The following is a 24,268-nucleotide window of genomic DNA, read 5'->3' as shown; positions in this document are numbered from 1 at the left end:
AATATGGAGATAGGCATAGAAGAAGGTAAAAACTGACTTTCAGCAGAACAAGCTAGACTAAAAAAATAAAAAAGGAGCCGGTAGGCTCCTTTGGGAAATAGTAAAATCTGTAAAAGGATAAGATTAACGTTTAGAGAACTGGAATCTCTTACGGGCTTTTGCATGGCCGTATTTTTTACGTTCTTTCTTACGTGCATCTCGTGTTAAAAATCCTTGGGATTTAAAATCTTGATGTAAGCCCTCTTCAATGAGCAATAGAGCACGAGCAACGCCTAGACGAGAAGCAATCACTTGACCTTCCACGCCTCCTCCTTTTACACGAATAATCATGTCATGGCGACCATTACCATTCAGCTTTTCAAAGGGCGCCAAAATCGTGCGTCGTTGGATTTCTAAAGGAAAATATTCCTCAAAAGTACGGCCATTAATGTCGATATTGCCGGAACCTGGCCTAATCCTGACTGAAGATACGGCTGTTTTACGACGACCGGTTGCTACAAATTCTTCCATAGTGTCTACTTATCTTAAATGTTTGCTTTGATTGGTTTTTGAGCTTCTAGATTATGTTCTTTTCCGGTCGCATAGACGCGTAAACGCTTAAGCTGCGCGTTAGCTAGACGGGAATGCGGCATCATGCCTTTCACAGCATGCTCAATGATATATTCAGGCTTACGAGCTTTCATGACACGATAGGGTGTTCGACGAAGGCCACTCATATATCCTGTATAGGAAATATATTCTTTTTGAGCTTCTTTGTTACCAGTCACCCGAATTTTATCAGCATTCAGAACGATAACACCGTCCCCTGCATCAGAATAAGTAGTAAAGGAGGGCTTATGCTTACCTCTAAGTATTTTAGCAATCTCGGCAGCAAAGCGTCCTAGAGTTTTACCTGTAGCATCTAGAATAAACCATGTGGGTCGGCTATCTTCTTTACGATGCATGATTGTCTTATTTGTATATTGAGTCATGTTTAGAACCTAAAAATTCTATGTTTATTCAGAATGAAGATACATCTTACCCATTATCTGCCATTTTTGCCAATGTTTTTATTCATCTTTGTAAGTTTATCCCATAAAATTTCTTTAGTTTTTAAGCCGTATCCTCACTTCAGCAGGATGAAAACTTGAAAAAAGATTTCGTTTGCCCTACAATAACTCCTTCTTTTCTTAAAAACAGGTAAGTGGATTTATTATGCGTAAACTTCAAAGCTTTTTCGTGAGAACCTATGGATGTCAAATGAATGAACTTGACTCAGAAATTATGGTAGGCCTCCTTGAAGGGCGTGGCCTTATGCGCACGGAAGATGAAAATCAGGCAGATCTATTACTCTTTAATACCTGTTCGATTAGAGATTTAGCAGAAAGGAAAGTCATGGGGAAGCTAGGAAAGTTAGGGCATTCCCTGCAGAACAACCCTATCATTGGTGTCACCGGCTGCATGGCCAACGCTAAAAAAGAGTCTCTTTTTCAAAAACTTCCGCATATCGACTTTGTGCTCGGTACGAATAACATCCATGAACTCAATCATGTGCTCGATGAAGTCTTAGCTAGCGATAAGCAAATTGTGCGCACGGACGAGCAATTTCAATTTGAACTAGATTATCTAAGCGCCAAACGAGACGATAAAGTTAAAGCTTATATTTCCATTATCCGCGGTTGTGATAAATTTTGTACCTATTGTGTGGTCCCTTATACCCGCGGCCCTGAAGTTTCACGCTCACCGGAAAACATTTTAGAGGAATGCCGCCAATTAGTGAGTAAAGGATATAAAGAACTTATCCTTTTAGGTCAAAATGTTAATAGCTATGGAAAAGACCAGCCAGAATGGCAGTGTCGCTTTCACGATTTACTTTATCAAATAGATAAAATCCCAGGTCTGCAGCGTGTACGTTTCATGACAAGCCATCCTGTGGATATCACTAAAGAGTTAATGGAAGCCATCCGTGATTTGAAAACACTTTGCGAGTTTGTGCATTTCCCTATGCAAGCAGGTTCTAACCGCATCCTAAAAAAAATGCATCGGATTTATACGATTGAGCAATATCTTGAGAAAGTTCACATGCTGCGAGAAATTGTGCCCAATGTAACTTTAGGCACAGATATTATTGTAGGCTTTCCTACCGAAACAGCAGAAGATTTTCAGCAAACTTATAATTTAATGAAGCAAATTGAGTTTTCGGTGGCTTTTCTTTTTTCCTATAGCCCACGAAAAGGAACGCCGGCAATGCGATGGAAAGATGATATTAGCGAAGAAGTCAAGCAAGAACGCTTGCAACAACTTCTCAGCTTGCATGATGAGATAGCAGCTAAGCAAAGACAACTCCTGCTAAATACAGAAGTCGAGGTATTGGTGGAAAAGCATAGTTCTAAAGATAAGGCCTTACTGAAGGGGCGTACACGTTGTTGGAAAAACGTGGTTTTTGCTGGTAACGACGCTCTGATTGGCAGCCTACAAAAAGTGCACATTCACGGATTTAATCATCAAACTTTAATGGGTACATTGACAGCTAGCCCAGAAGAAAATCTTACTAATTTTTCTAAGGCTACTGAAATTAACAAGTTGCGAATAATCTAATTTTAACACTTCCCTCTTCTGCTAGATTTAAAGGATTAGAGGGTTTGTCTAGTAATCTCTCTATGTTTAGAAACAATTTCTTTGACATAGTTTTTAAGCAACTCTTGCTGTAACCAGGCAAATTAATAAGGCTACACCTCTAAAGTAGAGGCTGCGGATAAAAAGTTAACCTCTTTTTTAAACCTAGCATTTTAATTTTAGAGGTAAAAGCCGTGTCATAAAAGGTTCTCAAATTGATCTTCATTAAGGATAGTGATGTTAAGCTTTTGAGCCTTTTCTAGCTTAGAACCGGCACTCTCTCCCGCTAAGACATAATTAGTTTTTTTACTTACACTATCCGTCACTTTTCCACCCCTTTCTTTAATAATGTAGGCAGCTTCATGACGTGAATATTTTTCTAAGGTGCCTGTTAAGACAAATGTTTTACCATTAAATGCATGCCCCTTGAAAGCAGCGGCTTGCATCGGTTGCAGCTCTAGGCCATTAGCTAAAAGCTTCTCTATTTCTAAGCGATTTTTAGGATCATTAAAATACTCAACAACAGCAGCAGCAACTTTTTCTCCCACTCCTTCTATTTTTAATAGATCCTCAACAGACATATGCATAAGATGATAGATATCTCCTGCTCTAATAGCTAAAGCTTCAGCAGTGCCACTCCCTACATATTTGATACCTAAGGCCATGATGAAGCGCGCTAAGCTTACCTTACGCGCTTTTTCAATACTGGTCAAAAGATTGTAGATAGATTTGGATTTAAAATTATCCAGCTGAGAAAGCTGCTCGGCGGTTAAGCAAAAAATGTCGGAAGGATTACGGACAAATCCTTTATTAAACAGCTGCTCAACCACCTTTTCTCCCAGATTTTCAATATCTAGGGCTTCCTTGCCGGCAAAGTAAATGAGCTTTTTTAATTGTTGTTCCGCACATTGAGAGGTGTTAGGGCATCGTACAGCTACCTCTCCATCTACATAAACAACTTTACTTCCACAACTAGGACAAAAAGAGGGCATTGCCCAGGGAAAGGCCCCTTCTACACGCTTGGATAAATCAATCTTTACTACTTTAGGGATAACATCGCCTCCCTTTTCAATAATAGCAAGATCTCCAACACGAATGTCTTTACGTTTGACTTCTTCTTGATTATGCAGCGTAGCGCGGGCAATCCTACTCCCAGCTAAAAAAACAGGCTCTAGCTCAGCTACAGGCGTTAAAACTCCTGTGCGGCCGACTTGTACAGTAATAGCATGGATACGTGTAGCTACTTGCTCGGCTGCAAATTTATAGGCAATGGCCCAGCGAGGATTTTTGTCAGTACTTCCTAAAAAGTCCCATTCGCGAAGAGCATCTAATTTAATGACCACCCCATCAATATCAAAGGGAAGCTGTTTACGCAAAAGCTGGACCTTTTCTGTATAATCCCAGATCTCTTCAATATTATGGCATTTAGCATAGGCGTATAAGGCAGGCAGGCCCAATCCTTTTATATAATGATGGAGCTCATATTGGCTGGTTAAGCCATGAAGATGAGCGTTAGCAATGCCATAAAATACAATGTCCAATTTTCTTCTAGAAGACTCACGTGGATCCAACAATTTTAAGGAACCGGCAGCTGCATTACGTGGATTAGCCCATATAGGCTCTCCCGCTTTTACACGTTCCTCATTTAAACGCCTAAAAGCTTGATGAGGCATAAATACTTCACCTCGCACTTCCAATACCTCGGGGATGTTCTCCCCATACAAACGCAAAGGCAAACGAGCAATCGTTCTAATATTATTGGTAATCACCTCTCCTTTACGCCCATCTCCCCGCGTTAAACCACGCACAAAGACACCTTTTTCATAACGCACCGATACAGCAATGCCATCCATTTTTAGCTCAGTGCAAAAAGCTGAATCCTGCTCGCCTAACAGCTTTTGAATGCGTTTAATAAAATCCACGATTTCATCTTTGCTATAGGTATTAGCTAAAGAAAGCATAGGAATTTCATGAGTAGCTGTCTCGAATCCGCCGCTAAGCATTTCTCCCACACGCTGTGTAGGAGAACTAGAAGTCACCCATTCAGGATGAAGGCGCTCAGCTTCTTCCAATTCCTTTAACAATAAGTCAAATTCTTCATCGGAAATGACTGGATTATGCTCAATATAATAATGTCTATTATGCTGCCAAATCTCTTTGCACAGCTCTTCGTATTCGTGCTTATTCATGTAAAAACTACCAAAAATTAACTCTTAAGATCATGGTGGATAAAGGAGCAAGATGGATTTTTAAGGCAGAGGCTTTTCCTTGAGAATCTGTCAGGACCTCAGGATAGGAATTAAGTTTTCCAGAGCCGCCATACTTTACATCATCCGTATTAAAAACTTCTTCCACCGAAGCTAAATTTTTTAAATTTACTCTGTAGTCAGAGTAATAATTAGGTGTGAAATTATGTACGCAAAGCAGAATATCATGCAAGCTTTTACGAAGATAGCAAATCACACTATTGTGGCGATCTTCAAAATCTACCCATTCAAATCCTGCCGGATCATTATCTTTTTCCCATAGACTGCGATTTTGTAAGTAAAAGTGATTGAGATCTCTGCTCATCTCTTTTAAGCCTTGATGAAGAGGAAATTGCAGCAAGGGCCATTCAATTTGCCCTGTACTAGACCATTCATTCCACTGGCCAATCTCACCTCCCATGAAAAGCAACTTTTTGCCTGGCTGGCACATCATGTAACTCAGTAATAAGCGTAAATTAGCAAACTGCTGCCACATGTCTCCTGGCATCTTACTTAGCAGGCTTCTCTTTCCATGGACCACCTCATCGTGCGATAAAACTAAAATAAATTTCTCGCTGAAAGCATAGAGCAATCCAAAAGTAAGATTATGATGATGATGGCGACGATAAATAGAATCTTTAGCAATATAATCTAAGGTATCATTCATCCATCCCATATTCCATTTCATATCGAAGCCTAAGCCTCCATCTTCCACAGGATGAGTAACTTTTGGAAAGGAGGTAGACTCCTCAGCAATCATTAGCACACCTGGATGGTTCTTATGGACGATGGAATTAAGATGTTTCATAAATTCAATCGCTTCTAAATTTTCATTTCCGCCAAACTGATTGGCAATCCACTGCCCCTCTTCACGACCATAGTCAAGGTAGAGCATAGAAGCTACGGCGTCTACTCTTAAGCCATCGACGTGCATCTTATCAAACCAGAAAAGAGCGTTAGCAATCAGAAAGTTTACAACTTCCTTGCGTCCAAAGTTAAAGATATAAGTATTCCAATGGGGATGATAGCCTTGTTTGTAATCTTCATGCTCGTAAAGAGCTGTACCATCAAACCGTCCTAAAGAAAAATTATCTATGGGAAAATGCCCGGGTACCCAATCTAAGATAACGCCAATATTATTTTCGTGCATATGGTTGACAAACCATTGGAAATCTTCAGGGCTTCCAAAGCGACTAGTGACTGCATAATATCCGGATACTTGATATCCCCACGATTCATCTAATGGATGCTCTTGGATAGGAAGAAGCTCCACGTGCGTATAGCCTATCTCCTGGCAATAGGATGCAAGCTCTGGGGCTATCTCCCGATAATTCATAAAACGCCACCCCTCTTTTTTCTTCCAGGAGCCCAGATGAACTTCATAGATATGAATAGGTTTAGGCTGAGCGGCCTCTGCTTGACGTTTTTCCATCCATTTAGCATCCTCCCATATGAATTCATCGACATTGGCTATAATAGAAGCGTTAGCAGGCCGCATTTCACCGCATAGAGCCATAGGATCCGCTTTGAGATGTAAATCCTCTCCTTGAGAGCGGATTTCAAACTTGTACTTTAAACCTTCTTTTAATCCGGGCACAAATAATTCCCATATACCCGAGCTACCTAAAGAACGCATAAGGTTGCAGCGGCCATCCCAATGGTTAAAATCGCCTACCACCGCTACACTTTTGGCATTGGGGGCCCACACGCAAAAACGAACACCTTCCATCCCCTGATGGTTAATAAGCCTCCCTCCCATTACATTGTAAAGCTGATAATGCACGCCCCTACTAAAAAGATAGAGATCTAAATCTCCAAGCGAGGGGAAAAAGGAATAAGGGTCATAGTCTAATAGGCCATTATGATGGTAAACTTTATAATCTTTAAAAGAAGTATTGGCAGGAACTCGATATTCAAAGAGCCCAGCTGGATGGACACATTTAGCTTTAACAATTTTATTAAATAGTTGTAAATAAGCTTCGCTTGCGCCCGGCCGCCATAGACGTACAACTTTTTGCCCTCGTTTATTTTTATGCAAGCCTAAAAAATGATGAGGATTATATTCGTCAAAATGCATAAAAGCCTTTAAAAAATGGATCTGTTTATGTGCTGCTATTGTCATGCGAGATGCTCAAATAAAAAATTGCATCATATAAATTTCTTATTTCGTTTGCAAACGAGAAAACAGAATAAATTTCCTACTTAAACTTTTTATACTGCCATTTATATTACCCTTTCATTTTTCTCTCTTTATTCCTTTGCAGTATCACGCCTGCCCATTCACCTTTAAAAGCTCTTTTTCAAAATCAATCTTTAAGCCATGAACTTTTTTAAAAAGCTTTTTGCAAAAAAATTTATCGTTTGTTCAAAGAAGGTTGCGATTAATCCAATGAGCAACTTTAAACATTAGCCTACCTACATGCTACCTTGGTAATTGCCCATCTATCCTTCTTTGTCTTAGCCTTTAATAATGGCATTGACAGGCTTTTCCTAAATGGTTTAAATCGCCCAATAAGAAACTATTTTACCCTTCTGATTTTGCTTTAGAATAAATTTCAACGTCTTCTCCTTCAAGCTCGGATAGATTAATAAGTTAGCTACTCTCTCTACCTCCATTCCTTCCTAAAATCACCTAACGCAATCTGCTCTATATTAAATACTTAGATAAATGTTAGGCATATCCAGAAAGCAAGCTTATCTCATCGATTACCCTGCAATTTAATGTCTAGCTCTTCTGCTAAACTTTGTGTTAAACCTCTAATTTTTTTTAACCCATTGATGGTTAGACGCCAAGTAATAGGCCAAGTTTACTCTTCAATGATACGAACTTTTGCTCCCCTTTTCGTTGATAGTGGCAGAGTTGCTTTTTTTTTAAGATTTGCAAGATTTGATCTTGCCTTTCCTATTTTATTGATTGCCTGTGTCCACGAAAGCCTAAGATCAGTCTAGGAAAGAGCGATACGTAAATCTTATAGCTTTTTCGAAAATGCAAGCCTCCTAAATTAAAACGAAAAGATTAGCTAACGATACTGAGGCTACTCTTCCCCTCTAATCACCCTAACACCATTGCTTTTATCTTTCTGTTATCGGCAACCAATAACACGCTTTTTTCCATATTGGCATAGGAATTGCAAGAAAACAATGAGTTTAAGAACAGCTAATAATTTAGGGAGAGTAAGATTATGCAACCAGATCATGCTTCAAAAGCTAAACAAGATTTAACAAGCCAATTGAGGGCTTTCACTCCTGTGATGAATGATCCTACAGGAGAAAGCTTGCCTTCTACTTCTCTATCCGAACAGGTAATACAAGCTAAAGTTATCATGATTGGCGAAACTCATGGAGAAGCAGCGGAAGAGATTGGTAAGCTCGTAAATGCTTTAGCTTCTCAATACTTGAGTAAAAAAGAGGGGAAAATTAAGCTTTTAGTGGAAGGTGATGTAGAAAAAAGAGCAGAATATATTGCCTCATTACCTAGTGCCTACCGAGACCATATCCAAATTTCATCATGGGATACAGATCTGTCCAAAGAAGTACTAGACTCTTTCTTCAATAAGGTTGTTAGTCGTTTTCATGTAAGGGTTTGCCAAGCCTTTATGAACTATTTATCCGGCCCTTCTACAGAAAGCAGAAAAAAAATAAAGAAGATCTTTCACCATTTAACATTTGCCCAGATATCAGGATGGATGGAAAAAGAGAGCCCTCCATCATTACGTCCAAGTATAGAAGGGTACTTAGATGACTTAAAGCCTCATTTAATGGATCTTCAATCTCAGGCTAATCAAAAAGAAGAAACTCTAGACTTTTTGACATCTTTAAACCTTTATTTAAGAATCTTTCATAAAATGGTAAAAGAGATAGTGATACAAGCGACTCCTCAACGCAACATGAAAATGGTGGAAAATATTCAGACAAGTCTAAGTTCTGCTGACAAAGTCATAGTTATTGCAGGAAAAAGTCATCTTTTCGGCCCTGATACTTTTTCCGAAAGAGAAAGGCTTTTTATCAAAGAAGGTATTCAAGTTGTGGAGGAAAGTTTATCCCAGCAAGAGGCTTCCTACATAATCCTTAAGGCCCCCTCTCCATTTGATACTAGTGCGGAAACAGACGATCTTATTAAGCCTCAATCTATTCCTCCAGAATGGCTAGATGAACCTATAGTGCCCGAGAAAGGCAAGCTAAAGGAGCAAGAGAAGGATAAACCCAAACCTCAACCCAGCAGTGTTTCTGCTACATCTAGCCCTTCACTATCTCAGGTAGATGGAGACATGTCTTGGAAAGGAAAATTGCAGGCTAGCAAAGCTAAAGCTCTAGCAATAAGCAGCCAAGATGCAATCCGCCAAGCCTTAAAATTTAATATTGAAAAATTAAAAACGGTAAATAATAGAGAATTTCTTGCTTTACAGTTTAAAGGAAGTTTTAAGGCAATATGGGGGGAGATAATGAAGAAACATTCTATAGCAACGGAAGATGATGTCATATTGGCTGAGCTCCTAACAATTACTGTAGAAAAATTGATTGAATTGAAAAGTAGTTAAGCTCTTCAAGATGGGGAAAGGAGAAACTAAAGTAAACCTTTCTAATAACAATTTTATTTTACTCGTTTAGATTTTAGCAGTCTAAAATCTTTGAAAAAGGACGCCTAAGAGGTACAAAACATGTGGAAAGGAGGAGAGAAGATTAAGGATGAACTTTTTATATCTTTGTTTGTTTTTTTATATCCACAAGTTTAAAGGCTGCTTTACGAGCCCTTGGCATTTCTAGACCAATCGGCGCCGCAATTGCTTTTAACTGTTTCCTTGGTATGTCCATTGTGGCTCTATTACCTAAAAAGATGGCCTTTTAGATGAATGCTTCTAGTAGCTAAGGTGCTCATCCACTTCCTTTCGGAGCATTTGCTCCAGCATTTTGCCAATGAGGTGTTGGGACATAAACTTTTTTTGCCTAAGTCGCCAACGTTTTTACGTTTAGCAGTTTCAAAGTGCTAATTAAATTCCTGAAGAGATTGGCATAGTCTCTGCCTCTATGCGTATAAATTATTAGCTGTTGCCAAACTTCGCTTGCAGCTTGATTTGCTTTTGAAGGTAAGATAAAAAGCTTACTTTCCTCCTCATTTATTAACACATTTTTTTGGCAGACTTACCAGCCGCACGCACACCCCTGGAGAAATAAAGCAACCTTGTTTCTTAAGCTCTTTAGATACTCTTAATTGCTCAGGAGCAGGCTTTTGAAAAGCAAAAATCAATACATCCTTTTCAATGAGCTTATCTACTCTTTTTTATAGGGCTTTTTTTACGCGTTATCGTCTGGAAGGGCAGCTTCTCCACCTATTTCATTTGCCCAACCAAAAAATCTTAAAGCCTCATCGGGTCTAAGATCACCATGTTCCAAGGAGCTCAACAATTCATCTATTTTTCTCCAATCATGGTCAGCTTCAGATAGACTAAAATAGCTTTCTTTGTAAGTTTCCTCCACAGGCTCAATGACTTTAAAATACCGTACATAAAGGCTTTTCCATAAAGTCTCTTCCTCGGCCAAATTTTTCCATTGATGGCATGTCAGTTCAACTTCAAGGAGGTCAGAAGCTTGCAAAAAAGAAAAAATATGTAATAGCAACTCATCCGGAAGCTGCTCTATAGAGCTAACAGCAAGCTGAGTGGGAGAAGAAGAAACCGCATTTTTATTGTTATCATTATTTCCTAATGTATTTACCATCTCATTTCCTTAATTAACAGATTTTAAAGCTCTCAAACAATTCATCTATTTTTCTCCAGTGATGGTTAGCTTCAGATAGACGAAAATAGCTTTCTTTGTAAGTTTCACCCACCGGCTCAATAACTTTAAAATACCGTACATAAAAACTTTTCCATAAAGTCTCCTCCTCTGCCAAATTTTTCCATTGATGGCATGTCAGTTCAACTTCAAGGAGATCGGAAGCTTGCAAAAAAAGAAAAAATATGTAATAGCAACTCATCGGGAAGCTGTTCTATAGAGCAAACAGTAAGCTGAGTGAGAAAAGAAGAAGCCACATTTTTATGGTTCTCATTATTAACAAGTGTAATTACCATCCCATTCCCCTACTTCATACACTTTAAAGCTCTCAAACAATTCATCCATTTTTCTCCATTGATGGTCAGCTTCAGATAGACGAAAATAGCTTTCTTTGTAAGTTTCAACCACAGGCTCAATAACTTTAAAATACCGTACATAAAGACTTTTCCATAAAGTCTCCTCCTCTGCCAAATTTTTCCATTGATGGCATGTCAGTCCAACTTCAAGGAGATCGGAAGCTTGCAAAAAAGAAAAAATATGTAATAGCAACTCATCGGGAAGCTGTTCTATAGAGCTAACAGCAAGCTGAGTGAGGGAAGAAGGAGCCACATTTTTATGGTTATCATTATTTACAAGCGTATTTACAATCCCATTCCCCTAATTCATACGCTTTAAAGCCCTTAAACAATTCATCTATTTTTCTCCAATCATGGTCAGCTTCAGATAGACGAAAATAGCTTTTTTTGTAAGTTTCACCCACAGGCTCAATAACTTTAAAATACCGTACATAAAGACTTTTCCATAAGGTCTCCTCCTCGGCCAAATTTTTCCATTGATAGCATGTCAGTCCAACTTCAAAGAGGTCGAAAGCTTGCAAAAAAGAAAAAGTATGTAATAGCAACTCATCCGGAAGCTGTTCTATAGAGCTAGCAGCAAGCTGAGGGGGAGAAGAAGAAACCGCCTTTTTATTGTTATCATTATTTACAAGCGTATTTACAATCCCATTGCCCAAATTCACACACCTTAAAGCTCTCAAACAATTCATCTATTTTTCTCCAATGATGGTCAGCTTTAGACAGACGAAAATAGCTTTCTTTGTAAGTTTCACCCACCGGCTCAATAACTTTAAAATACCGTACATAAAGACTTTTCCATAAAGCCTCCTCCTTTGCCAAATTTTTCCATTGATGGCATGTCAGTTCAGCTTCAAGGAGATCGGAAGCTTGCAAAAAAGAAAAAATATGTAATAGCAACTCATCGGGAAGCTGCTCTATAGAGCTAACAGCAAGCTGAGGGGGAAAAGAAGAAACCGCATTTTTATTGTTATCATTATTTGCTAATGTATTTACCATCTCATTTCCTTAATTAAACCAATTATTATTTATAATTTTTATTTTTTAAAGCAAGCTTTATTTGTTTAATAATCATATAAATGCATTAATTTAGTGAAGGGTCCCGGAACAGGATATAAATGTTTCTGCCGATAATAAAAGTTATGGGCTATCTAGTATGATACATGTAAAGTAACTGTCAAAAACCCTGCAATAGATTTTCCTTGGCGAGGAAGAGTTCTAATGCAGCAATATAACACTTCTCTCTTATATGCCATACTACGTTTCTTAAACCTTCTGCTGCAACGCTATTGGCCTTAGCAATCACAGGATCCTTTAAGTAAGCGCGAAAATATTAATCTGCTTTGAAGTAAGGCAAAATCCTCTCCACTTTTTACTGCTACCCAGTACTTAAGCTCTTGCAATCTGCAAGATATGCCATTTAAGATTACCCCTACTATCGTCCAAGTAAACTGGCTGATTTATCTTCTTTCTTAGGGTATGTTTAATCCCTAATAAGCTTTTGCCAATTGTCATATCCAACTTTTTAAGCGTTATGGATCGCCTAAAGATACATTAGAATGTTCTAATTGTCCCTAATATTACGGATAGATGAGCTAAACAGTATTAAAGTTCTTCTCTTATACTATGGAGAGAGGTTTATTGGCTGGCAAGCTTATTTTTACCTTTTATGCTTTTATGAACAGCTTTTTTAAGGATTTTTCAAAGAGAAAAGAACTTAATTACAGAAGAAAATTTTAACTAGCCAAGGTGAATAGCCTTAGAAATGTCAGGCACACTAAAGTCAAGAGAGATTTATTGGCATTTTTTTTAATTAAAAAGCTAGTTGCACTAGTACTACTACGTTAAATTTAAGAGGAATCAAAAAATAGCCTTTTAGATGAGTCTTGAATAGCTTGGCAAAAAGGGCAAATGGTAATCCCGACTTTGACAGTTGTTTTCTAAGTAATTAATTATTAAAGAATTACATTCAAAAATTCAGACACAACATAAGGGTTGAAACGTAGTAGTACTAGAAGGGAGATAAAAAATAATTTATCAATGCTGAAAGCTATCAAAGGTATAAACCTTTCCTTTACTTATTTGGATAGGCTTGTCCACTGGGTGAAATTGTCCATTTAGGCGGTAACGCTTAACATTTTTAGGAAAATGAAACTGAACTAGAGCATCGCTTGCAGCATGAAAAATCATACGTCGCATAAAGTGCTTGGTCCACTCTAGATCTAGTAAGCCCAAGGAAGCACACTGAATATGAAGGAAACGTCCACAATGAAATTGTGCAGGAAGAGAGGGTAAAACAAAAATTTCATTAAGTTGGGTGCCGATAAACAAGGATCGAATGATGCGAGCCCCCTCGGTCAACAAAATAAGAGGCGATAAAGTAGGTGGGGCAGCATCTAAAGCAAATCCTTGATGTTGCTCGTCATTCAAGCGGGGAGAAAGAATACCTTCAAAGGCTACTTTGAATAAATTGATAAAAGCATCACCAACATTTTCTTTAGAAGCTGAAAGGCAATCTTTAAAAAGAGCTGCTGTCCCTACATAGGCAACCTCTGAAGGGGAAGTTAAAAGCTGCCCTAAACGTAGCCAGGTGGGAAAAATTTCTGTTAAATTTTCTCTTATCGCTACCCTATCCCACTCTTGGCTTTTATGGCTACCTAGCGATAAACGCTCTGCTGAAAAATAGGAGCCCACCTCGTGATTTAGAATCAACTGCTCGGGTTTCCAAGCTGTCAATCCTTTATCAATGTAAAGAGCAAATTGTTTAGGTTGTTGGGTTGTAAGAATACGATAACGAAAATAAGCGTGTAGATCAAAGCCCCATACATCAATAGCTCCCTTTTCCAGATCAAGCTGTACCGTGAATTCTTTCACAGGTCCCTTCACAGGCACAGGAATTTCTTGGATTAATTTAGGAGTAGCATGAGAGAGATCATGCACACGTAAAAGGGCTGGAAATATTTGAAAACGCAACAGTGAGCCTGGCAGCACACAATAGGTTCCGGCTGTATGCGAAAAAGGGCGAAGCCGTTCGGCAATGGTAATATGCATAGGATTATCCGCAACTGGCCTGTCTGCTGCTCAAATGTCCGATCAGACCCTCAGGAGTATTAGCTATTAAGTCTACCTCTAGGATCTCGTTTGGCGCGTAGTTTGATCGAGGCACCCAAACCATCAAAAAATTTTCCGTGTGGCCGCAAATTTCTTCAGGGCGCGAGGGATCGATATTTTCAGTCAAAATTTTCATGCGACGGCCGATAAATTGCTCTCGCAGCTCAAAGCTTATTTGCTCAGCAGCCCGCAAGACTTCATGCTTTCTCTTTTTGATAATTTCTTGAGGAATTTTATTAGGCATAAGAGCAGCTCTTGTACGAGCTCTCTCGCTATAGGGAAACATATGGACTTTAGCAAATTTTACTTGCTTCATGACCTCTAAGGTCTCAGCAAAATCACTCTCTGTTTCACCTGGAAAGCCTACAATCACGTCTGTGGTAAATGTAAAGTCAGCACTTGCATTCTTTAACCTTTCTACCGTATTAAGGAAAATTTGTCGGGTGTATTTGCGGTTCATACGTTTTAAAATCACATTCGAACCGGCTTGAAGAACAATATGCATAGAATGACAGGTATGCATTCCATTCAAGATCGCATCCGCAAGATCATCATCGACTTCATCAGGATCAATCGAAGAGACTCTCAAACGCTCAAGCCCTGGCAGCCTATCTACTGCGCGCACTAAATCAGCTAAGCGATCAGGTTTTTCATTTTCTGGCTTGGCACCATCAAAATCCCCAATATTAATTCCTGTTAAAACAATTTCTTTATATCCATTAGCAATTAATCCTTTCGCTTCTTTAACTATCTCATCTAAAGATCGAGAACGCGAGCGACCACGCACATAAGGAATGATGCAATAGGTACAAAAAGAATTACAGCCGTCCTGTACTTTTACAAAAGCACGGGTATGAGCTTCAAAGCGTTTAATGGAAAATTCAGGCAACTCTGCAGCAGGAAAAATAGACTCTAAAAGCTTTTCTTTATCTTTATTGGGAACCACGTGAGTGACTCCTTGCAGGGATCCTACTAACTCAGGTTGTCTTTCTGCAAAACACCCTGTGATGATAAGCTTACTGCCCGGGTTATCTCTAGCCACCTGTCGAATTTCATGCCGGCTACTAGAATCAGCGGACTCAGTGACCGTACAGGTATTGATAATGCAGATCTCTGCTTGTTCATGCTTTGCGGCTTCTGAATATCCCATCGCCTGCAATTGATCATGATAAGCTTGAGACTCATATTGATTAGTTCTGCACCCTAGCGTGACAATCTTGAATTTTTTTTCTACCATGCAAAGTATAATAAACGAAAAATAGATATAAAATAAAGCAGATAGAAGTGAAAAATTAGATCCCCTAAAAAAGAAGGAAGAGACTATTGAATTCTTCAATAGGTAGACTTGCCTTTCTACTTTTTCAAGGAGTATCCCATAAGTTTTTATGGTTCTGCCTTAAAGAAATATAGCGGCCACGCCCTATAATGAGATGATCATTGATAGCTATATCGACCAGACGTGCAGCTTGGATGAGGGATTGAGTTACCTCAAGATCTTCTGGAGAGGGAGTAGGATCGCCACTAGGATGATTATGCACTAAGATTAAGCTGGCAGCTTGATGACGGATCACAGGATGAAAAACATCTCTAGGATGAATAGGGGCATGCGAGAGAGTTCCTAAGGCTACAAGATGATGAGAGAGCACATAACCTTTTCTATCCTGTAAGATAACCACAATATGCTCAACTTTGGCATATTCTAATTCATCTTTAATGTAGTTATAAGCGTGCAAGGGTGTAACAATTCTAAATCTTTGGTCAATCGCCTGTTTTGAGGCTCGTAAACCTAAATTTAAGGCGGCTTTTAATTGAATAGCTTTAGCAAGTCCTAAGCCTTTGACTTGCTGAAGTTCTTCAATGGAGGCCTCAGCAAACTTTTGCAAGGTACCAAAACGCATCAGTAGCTCTTGTCCTATGCGTAAAACCGAGCAACCTTTAGTCCCGCTTCCTAAGACAATTGCTATTAATTCTGCTGATGATATAGCTTCAGGGCCATGCTGAAGAAGCCTTTCTCGCGGCCTTTCTTCTATAGGCATCTGCTGAATAGTATATCCTTCTAGCGGCTTATTCATCGATTACTAGTTTTTTAACTTGATGACGATCACGGGATTATTATCTTCACTTTTACGTTTTATAGCTTCCTTAACAAGCTTATCTGCAGGCTCTTCTTCATTTTGAAGCAGAGGAATTATCTCTTGCGAACCGAATACCTCCGTAGCCCCGTCAGTAGCTAGAACTAACACAACAGGCTCTTTAAATGGAGATAAATTTATCCTTTAAATTTCAGGAAGCGAAGAAAATCCTTTTATATCCTGATGGCCAATGCTGCGTAAAGGTTGCACAATTCCTGCTAAACGATGAATGTTTTGCTCATCTTTATTTATCCATCCCTCTCTTAAGTGAATGGATGTTAAAAACTGCTTATTAGCCACATTAAGATCTTCCTTTTCATTTCTATAGCGAGCATCTGTGGTAAGCTGCTGGCACTCAAAGGCCTATTCCTAATATAGCCCGCAAATCTCCTAGATTGCCAATCCAAACTTCTTCATTTTGGGTATAAGGATTATCAAATATTAAAGCAAAATAAACCGTCGTCCTTAAAGTTTAAAGTTGGCACTTTTTCATCCATAAATGATTAACCTTTACCGGTGCCAATTTCAGGGCATTCCATAGATCTAGTTTCCCTAAAGAGTTTTTACTACTTATCTAAACATGCCCAACGTTCGTGATTAAGGGTTCCATGAATAACAGCACGAGTAAAAAACGAAAGAGAAACCATATTTATATCCTTGCTGATACCTTTAAAATATACGCAATTGGCTTAAATTAAAGAAATTCAATAATGGCTTTAAGACAAAAATCAAGAACAAATATTAACTATTTCGCTTATTTTCGATTAGCTTGGCATCAAAATTGCTTTGTGATCCAGTATTAACCCTAGGAGGTTTATATGGCCACTAAAAATCATGCCAATAATAAAGCTAACTCTTTCTCCATCCCTTCCCTGCTTAAGTCAGAGCTCCCATCTCCTCTTGCTCCAGAAGAAAGTCACGTTTCATCTTCACCTGTAACTAAAAGTATATCTTCTGCGGTAGAAGCTAAGCAAATGCTGCCCTCTGCCTCTAAACAAAAGATTTTAACAGCAGAAGGATGGAAAAGAATGATGTTACGTGATAAAAAACTTTAAAGAGCAAATAACACTTGATTTAGAATGTTAACGTACTTTAGCTTTAGCTCATGAAAAATCCAAAAATTAACATTATCATCCAGGCGCGCATGGGATCTACCCGCCTGCCTGGCAAGGTCTTGCAACCTATCATGCAGCGCCCTCTCTTAGGTTATCTCATCGAAAGAGTGCGGCGCATCCAAACCATGCACACTCTCATCATTGCCACAACTACTCATTCTCAAGATGATGTAATTGCCTCTTTTTGTGAAAAGGAAAAAGTTAATATTTATAGAGGTCATGAACATAATGTTCTTGATCGTTACTATAAAACTTGCTGTGAATATCCTGCGGATATTATTGTACGGCTGACAGGCGACTGTCCTTTAATCGATCCTGCGATCGTCGATCAAGCCCTTAATCTCCTTCTTAAAAAAAGCGCTAGTCTTGACTATGTGTCTAACACGCAGCTGCGCACTTTTCCTAGAGGCATGGACGTAGAAGCTTTCAATTTCTCTACATTAGAAAGCGCTTATCATAAAGCTACCAGTAAATTCGATCTTGAACATGTCACTCCTTTCATTTATAAGCATCCTGATCTTTTCCATCTAGCCAATTTTGTGCACATGCGCGGCGCGGCCAACTATCGATTAACCGTTGATACTCCAGAAGATTTTTTGCTAGTCAGCAAAATCTTTGAAACTATATACCCTACTAATAGAAACTTTACTCTAGCGGATATTTTGGACGCTTTCAAAATCCATCCGCAATGGAAAAAGATTAATGCGCATGTAAAACAAAAAAAGGTCTGAGAATGGAAGCTGATAAAATAGGATTCGAAATTGTAAAACCTACTAAAGAAGATGCTTTCCAGATCCTGCAATGGCGTAATGATGCTGAGACTTTGCGTATGTCTATCCACTCGCAAGCTAAAAAATGGGATAGCTTTTATAAAGAATTTATTAACGATTATTTTTTATCTCCAGCGCTGCCCCCTTTATTTATCCTGCTTGATGGCCAGCGCGTTGCTTTCTTTTTATTCAAGCCCATTTCCCATCCTGAGCATGCCCATAAGCGCCGTTGTGTAGAAGTTTCATTAAACGTGGCGCCGGAGCTCCGTAATAAAGGGATAGGCACAGCTGCTTTGATTGCCACTAAGAAATGGGTGCAACATCAAGGATTCGATGATATTTTTGCAAAAATTAAAATCGAGAATATAGCTTCTCAAAAAGCTTTTATTTCTGCTGGCTATGAACTGCTTGGGCAGGCGGTTTTCCATGCAGAAGATATTCAGGAAAATATACCTATTTGCCGTTATATGGCCCGCTTGACTCCCTTCATGGAGAATAAGTCTATTTTTATTATCGCCGAAGCTGGTTCCAACTGGCGCATGGGAACTCTAGATAGAGACTTGAACATGGCTAAAACGCTTATCGATAGCGCAGCCGAAGCAGGAGCTGATGCGGTTAAATTTCAAATTTATCGCCCTGAGACTATATACGTAGCTAACGCCGGTATAAGTAATTATTTAGCTGCCACAGGAATTAAGAAGGAGATGCAAGAAATTTTTGCTGACTTGGCAATGCCTTATGAAATGATTCCTCAGCTAGCCGAATATTGCCAAGCAAGTGGCATTGAATTTATGGCCACAGCTTTTTCAATAAAAGATTTTCTTGCTATTGATCCCTATGTTAGAAGGCATAAAATTGCTTCTTATGAAATTGGGCATATACGTTTGCTTGAGTCGATCGCTCAAAGTGCTAAACCGACATTTATTTCAACGGGGGCTGCTACTGAAAATGAAATAGCTTGGGCGGTGGAAGCTTTTTTTGCCTATGGGGGAAAAGAACTGACCTTATTGCAATGCACGGCTAAATATCCCGCTGAAGCAGATAGCATGAACCTACGCTCACTCCTCTGGCTAAAAGAACGTTTTAAATGTTCCGTAGGTCTTTCAGATCATAGCCGGGATGCTATGGTAGCTCCTATTCAAGCAGTAGCGTTAGGGGCTAAAGCTATAGAAAAACACTTTACCCTTGATCGACGCTTACCAGGCCCTGACCATGCTTTTGCTTTAAATCCTCAAGAATTAAAAGAGATGGTGCGTGCTGTACGACTGGCCGAGCAAATGCAAGGATCATGGGTTAAAACGATTCATCCCTCCGAACAAGAATTGCGTGATTTTGCTCGTAGAGGAGTACAAGCTTTATGCCCCATCTCCTTAGGACAAGTTTTACAAGAAGGAGTCAATGTAGATATTCTACGTCCTGGAAAGCAAACCCTAGGTATCCATCCTAAATATCTTCAGCAAATAGAAGGTAAAAAAGCAGCTCGCTTTATTCCTTTAGGAGACGGTATTCAATGGGGAGATTGGGAATGAGATTATCTATGGATTTTCAACACTTGAAAGGAGTGTTGATTGATTTTGATGGTACGTTAGTCGACACTATTCCTTTCCTTTTTAAGCACTATCTTTCCTTTTTAAAAACATTTGGCCAGGAAGGCTCCCTTGAAGAGTTTAAAACTCTTATGGGTCCTTCTCTTGAAGAGTTTGTGCCTATTTTAATCGAGCGCTATCGATTGCCGGAAAAAAAACATGTATTAATTTCTCTTTATCATCAGGGCTTGGCAGATACTTATAAACGCGAAGGCAAGCTTATTCCAGGAGCAAGAGAATTTTTGGACTTTTGCCAGCATAAAAAGATTAAAATTGGTTTAGTAACTTCATCGGCTTATCCATTAATTGCCAGCTGTATAGAAGCACTAGAAATAAAGGACTACTTTGCTTTCATCGTTACCAAAGAGAATGTAAAAAAAACTAAGCCAGATCCAGAAATCTATTTACACGCTTTAAAAACGAGTTCACTTCTAGCGGACCAAGTGGTAGCTATTGAAGATTCTAGGGCAGGCATTTTAGCCGCTTTAAACGCTCACATCCCCACTATAGCGATACGCAATCCTTATCTTATTTCCATTCCCTCGGGTGCTATGACTACAAATAGCTGGAAAGACCTTACCCTTTGTTTTGAGGAAGCTTATGCAAGACTTTGATATCTTTCCACTCTCCCCCTCTTTTAAAGTTCACATCAGCCGTATCCAACCTCCAAAAAGAGTGAGCCAGGCTACCCTCCTCTCTATTGAAGAAATTTGGAAAGAAGAGCTTCTCCGTACCCAAGGAAAACTTTTTAATGGAAAAATCCTTTGTGCAGATCATTTTGACGGAAAACATCTTTACGGGCGTTTTGTAGAGTATAAACTTTATCTTGCTCAAGTACGCGATTCTACTCTAATCCATGAACTTCATCTTAAGCCCATTTGTGTGTGTGGTTATACTTTAGCAGGCAATGAAATTCTCATGGGTAAGCGCGCAGAGCATGTTACCGATTATCCAAATTATCTTGAGCTAATGCCCGCTGGAGGGATAGACCCCTCCGCCTTAAACGAAGGGCATGTCGATATTATTAAACAACTAAAAACTGAACTTAAGGAAGAAGCAGGAATTGAAGAAGCAATGATTCATCATATTCTTCCCTCTTATTTAATTGTAGATACTCACTCTCATGCTTATGAAATCTGCGCACAAATCCTTTTAGATCCTGCGGTACCTAAGAAAGAACTTAGCCATGATGATGAACATACAGAAGTATTTTGGATAAAACAAGATCATTTATCCACCTTTGTTCACCAAAATCGTCCTCTCATTAATCCCTTATCTATGCAGCTGCTACAGCTTTTTCTAAATAAATAGGCTTAAATTTTGGTTATCTATACAAACCTTTTTTAGCTTTTTCCTTCTCTTCTTTTCCATAAGCCAATAAAAAATTCAGCTTTCACCTTTTTAGCCTTTTTAGAAGGTAAATTAAAATTTTATTGATACCAAACTACTTCCTTTGTATAAGAAAATTTTTATCTTTTGGGAAAATAGCATGCTAAATTTTCTTTTGATTCTTTTCTTATACAGTGTTTGTTCACCTCTTCAAGCTACTGAAGAACCCGTTGGCTTGGCAAACTTTAATTCGCCTCAAGAAGCCCTTATAGGAGAGCAAAATATCGCCACTTTAGGTGGAGAGCCTTCAGCTATGGTAGACGGATGCGTTAACGTCATCACGGGTACTTTTATCGATTGTGCCATTGATGTATGGAGTCCAGGTCCTGACCCTCTCTATATAGAGCGTATTTACACCCATACCAGCGGCTGGAGTATTAACGAGCCAGAAAATGTAGAAATGCTTGGCGGCAGCTTAAACAGAGTTGTTCACGAAGAAAAAGGCATGAAGACTTTATATACCAATACCCTAATTGGGCGCACCCTTTTCATCAATGCAACCAATTACAGTCAGGGGTTGACCAATTGCTCTAAAGGATTCATCAGTGGGAAAAGCAATCCTCATAATCTTCAGATGCAAATTATATCTCCTAAACCAGGTACTTTTGCCGTGTACTTAAGAGATGGTTCAAAAAGCCTTAAATATTTTGGTTCCAATCATCGCACGCGACTTTCCCTGATGGCTATTCGCTCTCAAGATGGGCTTACTTATGAACAAAAACCTTATGGAATTAAGACGCAGTATACCTATCAAAAATCCCCTTTAGGGTGGAAAATTGATGAGATAAGTAATACCAATAGCCTCAACCAAGATTTAGGGAAGATTCACTTTGAATATGACAATTTTAAGCTTAATCCCTGCATGGTAGCCTATGCTAATAAAGATAAAAGCGGAAGCTGCGAATATCTTTTTAGCAATTATCCGGCCAGACATGACCTTCATCAAGTGATTTCTACTCACGCCCCCAAAATTTGCTATTCTTACGATGATACTACCCACCGCATGAAACAAAAAGCCCTACCCAATGGTCGCTGCAAGCAAATTGAATATTACGATGAGACCAACCCTTACGCTTATACTAAAAAACCTTTAACTTTTTACGATGGATGTACTTCCCCTTATGAACGTGTATCTTGTTTAAAAGCTGCTGTAGGAACAGATCAAACCCTGCACCCTACCCATCGCTTTTACTATGAGGTAAACTTTATCAACCGTAAAAGTCGTATTTATAGCTATCCAGGTGGGACGACCCGCGTACTCGATCTTCATAACCAAGAAACTCGCTATCATTATGACTCAAAAAGACGCTTAACAGGCATCGATAAGCTGTTAGGCGCTAATCTTTATCGCACGCAAAGTTTTTTTTGGAGCTCTTTACCACTTTTAGAGGGATGTTTAACAACTAAAACCCTACAAGATGGCCAGGGTAACTTACTAAGCAGCCGCTATTACGATTATGACAAAAATGGAAATATAAAACATGAATGGCTGCTTGGAAATCTTACAGGGAATGCAAAGGGCCCTGTGCTAAATAAAGAGGGCATTCCTATAGCAGGACAATATGACAGCTACATTCGCACTTATGAGTATAGTGATGATGGATACAACCATTTATTACGTGAGCAAGATGGATGTAAAGAGATCGTTTACGTCTATTACCCTAAATCTGCTTTACTCCATAAAAAATTCATGCGCGTGAATAACAAAATTATCTATCGCGAATTTTATACTTATAACAGCAATGGTTCAATCACTCGTTATGTTTATGACGATGGGCATGCCTTAGAAGAAGATGATGTAGAGGGTATTACAGAGCGCCATAGTGTGTATACAAGCTATCGCGATCAATTTCCTGTAGGTTTACCTGAAATGATCGAAGAAAAGTATTTAGACCTTGCTCTTAGAGAAGAGATTTTACTGCAAAAAACGCAAAATTTCCATGATCATCAAGGGCGTATAACCCAGCAAACACATTATGATAGTAACGGGCAGCCGCGCTTTACCTTGCATTGGGATTACGATGCCCATGGAAATATTCTTAAAGAGACCAATGCTTTAGGGCATACCTCTTTCTATCAATACGATGAAAATGACAACCTTATTTTTGAGCAATACCCTGGCAAAGATTATCATACTGTGCATGAATATGACTTTTCTAATCGACTCATTTGTTCTAAAGATATTCATGCTGATCAGACATTAGTGACACATTATGCTTATAATGGCCTTAGCCAAAAAGTAGCGATGACCAATTGGCAGGGAGAGACCACTCAATACACTTACGATCATTGTGGACGTTTAATTAAAACCATTTATCCAAAGCTATTGGATTCCGACGGTAATTCTTATCAGCCTTTTGAATGTATTGAGTATGATATTGCCGATAACCCTATCTGTAAAACTGATCGTCGAGGTTTTAAAACAACCTTTAATTACAATATCCGAGGCCAGCCCTCCCTCATCCAATATCCTGATGGATCTACCGAAAAAAATGCATATACCCTTGAAGGTTATCTGGCTAAAAGCATTTCTTTAAATGGAGTGGTTACCCAGACAGATTATGATTATTTAGGAAGAGCTTGCCGACAAATGACTTTTGCTCCTACAGGGGAAAAGCTTAGCGAAACCACTACCCATTACAATCATTTTCATAAGATAGCCGAAGTGGATGCTGCAGGGCAATTTACTTATTATCAATACGATGCTGCTGGTCGTCTGGCCAGCATCGTAAAAAATGAGGCAAAAGCTGTTTATCAATATGATGCCTGCCAACGACTCGCTAAGACTTTGGAATATTTCGGCTCCGAAGAAAAGGACTATATTGCCAACGTTAAAGAGTATGATGCTAAGGATCGCCTCATCGAAGAGCGGACTGAGGATGCTGAAGGACAGGTTTTAACTAAAATAGGCTATCTTTACAACGAGCAAGGAAAGCCTATCCAAACAATTTCTTATCATCAAGCAAAGCCTGTTATCACCTTTACCCACTATAATGCCTATGGGGATGTTGAAAGTATTGTTGATCCTCAAGGACATAAAACCCGCACTCTCTTTTATTATCTTCACCTTAATCAAGAGGGCCAATATGTATATGCTAAAGAAACCATCGATGCCATAGGCCAATCTTTTTTTCAGGAGCATGATAGCTGCGGGCATGTTCGCTTTGCAATTCGTCGCGACCCTATGGGCGTTATCCTG

Annotated in this window: 22 protein-coding genes; 8 read left to right on the top strand and 14 right to left on the bottom strand. The window is 39.1% G+C overall.

Going from position 1 to position 24,268, the window contains the following annotated elements:
* Window positions 1-123 precede the first annotated feature (123 nt).
* Both rpsI and rplM read right to left on the bottom strand, forming a co-directional pair.
* Window positions 124-510: a 30S ribosomal protein S9 gene (rpsI, locus tag DB42_RS05355; protein WP_039385358.1), complete on the bottom strand. Its 387-nt coding sequence runs from the start codon at window positions 508-510 to the stop codon at window positions 124-126.
* Between the two features lie 14 nt (window positions 511-524).
* Entirely contained in the window at window positions 525-971 is a 447-nt protein-coding gene (gene rplM / locus DB42_RS05350; protein WP_042238997.1) for a 50S ribosomal protein L13, read from the bottom strand.
* Between the two features lie 223 nt (window positions 972-1,194).
* Here rplM and miaB point away from each other — a divergent pair, with 223 nt between their 5' ends.
* Complete coding sequence (gene miaB / locus DB42_RS05345; RefSeq protein ID WP_080502748.1) at window positions 1,195-2,577, top strand: tRNA (N6-isopentenyl adenosine(37)-C2)-methylthiotransferase MiaB; 1,383 nt, start codon at window positions 1,195-1,197, stop codon at window positions 2,575-2,577.
* A 215-nt stretch (window positions 2,578-2,792) separates the two neighbouring features.
* Here the strand turns inward: miaB and ligA are convergent, their stop codons facing one another.
* Both ligA and glgB read right to left on the bottom strand, forming a co-directional pair.
* On the bottom strand, window positions 2,793-4,784 hold the full coding sequence (gene ligA, locus DB42_RS05340; protein ID WP_044882056.1) for an NAD-dependent DNA ligase LigA: 1,992 nt from the start codon (window positions 4,782-4,784) through the stop codon (window positions 2,793-2,795).
* A 7-nt stretch (window positions 4,785-4,791) separates the two neighbouring features.
* Window positions 4,792-6,918: a 1,4-alpha-glucan branching protein GlgB gene (gene glgB / locus DB42_RS05335; RefSeq protein WP_044882060.1), complete on the bottom strand. Its 2,127-nt coding sequence runs from the start codon at window positions 6,916-6,918 to the stop codon at window positions 4,792-4,794.
* Between the two features lie 1,105 nt (window positions 6,919-8,023).
* Here glgB and DB42_RS05325 point away from each other — a divergent pair.
* A complete protein-coding gene (locus DB42_RS05325; RefSeq protein WP_044882054.1) occupies window positions 8,024-9,379 on the top strand; it encodes a hypothetical protein in 1,356 nt (451 codons plus the stop codon).
* Window positions 9,380-10,133: 754 nt separating this feature from the next.
* Here DB42_RS05325 and DB42_RS05320 read toward each other — a convergent pair.
* The 10 genes from DB42_RS05320 to DB42_RS11200 form a co-directional block, all read right to left on the bottom strand.
* Window positions 10,134-10,556 carry an F-box protein gene (locus DB42_RS05320; protein ID WP_044882053.1) on the bottom strand — a complete coding sequence of 141 codons (423 nt, stop codon included), beginning with the start codon at window positions 10,554-10,556 and terminating at the stop codon, window positions 10,134-10,136.
* 13 nt (window positions 10,557-10,569) lie between these two features.
* Complete coding sequence (locus DB42_RS11210; protein ID WP_155117435.1) at window positions 10,570-10,815, bottom strand: F-box-like domain-containing protein; 246 nt, start codon at window positions 10,813-10,815, stop codon at window positions 10,570-10,572.
* Between the two features lie 74 nt (window positions 10,816-10,889).
* Complete coding sequence (locus tag DB42_RS05315) at window positions 10,890-11,222, bottom strand: F-box protein (RefSeq protein WP_044882052.1); 333 nt, start codon at window positions 11,220-11,222, stop codon at window positions 10,890-10,892.
* A 16-nt stretch (window positions 11,223-11,238) separates the two neighbouring features.
* A complete protein-coding gene (locus tag DB42_RS05310) occupies window positions 11,239-11,631 on the bottom strand; it encodes an F-box protein (protein ID WP_162180758.1) in 393 nt (130 codons plus the stop codon).
* Window positions 11,591-11,965, bottom strand: a complete 375-nt coding sequence (locus DB42_RS05305; RefSeq protein WP_044882050.1) for an F-box protein — start codon at window positions 11,963-11,965, stop codon at window positions 11,591-11,593. Before DB42_RS05305 ends, DB42_RS05310 begins: the two co-directional genes overlap by 41 nt.
* Window positions 11,966-13,003: 1,038 nt before the next feature.
* Window positions 13,004-14,017: a hypothetical protein gene (locus DB42_RS05300; RefSeq protein ID WP_044882049.1), complete on the bottom strand. Its 1,014-nt coding sequence runs from the start codon at window positions 14,015-14,017 to the stop codon at window positions 13,004-13,006.
* 4 nt (window positions 14,018-14,021) lie between these two features.
* Window positions 14,022-15,314, bottom strand: a complete 1,293-nt coding sequence (gene mtaB / locus DB42_RS05295; protein ID WP_044882059.1) for a tRNA (N(6)-L-threonylcarbamoyladenosine(37)-C(2))-methylthiotransferase MtaB — start codon at window positions 15,312-15,314, stop codon at window positions 14,022-14,024.
* A 124-nt stretch (window positions 15,315-15,438) separates the two neighbouring features.
* Window positions 15,439-16,149 (bottom strand): DNA repair protein RadC, encoded by a 711-nt coding sequence (gene radC, locus DB42_RS05290; RefSeq protein ID WP_044882048.1) that lies wholly within the window; start codon window positions 16,147-16,149, stop codon window positions 15,439-15,441.
* 6 nt (window positions 16,150-16,155) lie between these two features.
* The gene (locus tag DB42_RS11205; protein WP_155117434.1) at window positions 16,156-16,320 is read right to left on the bottom strand and encodes a hypothetical protein; all 165 of its coding nucleotides are present in this window, start codon (window positions 16,318-16,320) and stop codon (window positions 16,156-16,158) included.
* A gap of 33 nt (window positions 16,321-16,353) precedes the next feature.
* Window positions 16,354-16,509 (bottom strand): hypothetical protein, encoded by a 156-nt coding sequence (locus DB42_RS11200; RefSeq protein WP_155117433.1) that lies wholly within the window; start codon window positions 16,507-16,509, stop codon window positions 16,354-16,356.
* Window positions 16,510-17,027: 518 nt separating this feature from the next.
* On the opposite strand from DB42_RS11200, the gene DB42_RS05285 reads away from it, so the two are divergent.
* The 6 genes from DB42_RS05285 to DB42_RS05260 all read left to right on the top strand — a co-directional run.
* Window positions 17,028-17,264 (top strand): hypothetical protein, encoded by a 237-nt coding sequence (locus DB42_RS05285; protein ID WP_044882047.1) that lies wholly within the window; start codon window positions 17,028-17,030, stop codon window positions 17,262-17,264.
* A gap of 50 nt (window positions 17,265-17,314) precedes the next feature.
* Window positions 17,315-18,055, top strand: coding sequence for a glycosyltransferase family protein (locus DB42_RS05280; protein ID WP_044882046.1), 741 nt, complete (start codon window positions 17,315-17,317; stop codon window positions 18,053-18,055).
* A gap of 2 nt (window positions 18,056-18,057) precedes the next feature.
* Window positions 18,058-19,623, top strand: coding sequence for a GNAT family N-acetyltransferase (locus DB42_RS05275; protein WP_080502744.1), 1,566 nt, complete (start codon window positions 18,058-18,060; stop codon window positions 19,621-19,623).
* Window positions 19,620-20,294: an HAD family phosphatase gene (locus DB42_RS10430; protein WP_052436008.1), complete on the top strand. Its 675-nt coding sequence runs from the start codon at window positions 19,620-19,622 to the stop codon at window positions 20,292-20,294. The genes DB42_RS05275 and DB42_RS10430 overlap by 4 nt, the downstream gene beginning before the upstream one ends.
* Window positions 20,281-20,991 (top strand): NUDIX hydrolase, encoded by a 711-nt coding sequence (locus DB42_RS05265; RefSeq protein WP_044882045.1) that lies wholly within the window; start codon window positions 20,281-20,283, stop codon window positions 20,989-20,991. Before DB42_RS10430 ends, DB42_RS05265 begins: the two co-directional genes overlap by 14 nt.
* 178 nt (window positions 20,992-21,169) lie before the next feature.
* Window positions 21,170-24,268, top strand: a 3,099-nt coding sequence (locus DB42_RS05260; RefSeq protein WP_155117432.1) for an RHS repeat protein, incomplete at its 3' end; no start/stop codon positions are given.

It is taken from the genome of Neochlamydia sp. EPS4 (genome assembly GCF_000813665.1).
Taxonomy (GTDB): domain Bacteria; phylum Chlamydiota; class Chlamydiia; order Chlamydiales; family Parachlamydiaceae; genus Neochlamydia.
The sequence above is the reverse complement of the archived record's forward strand: the minus strand, read 5'-3'. Positions and strand labels throughout refer to the sequence as shown.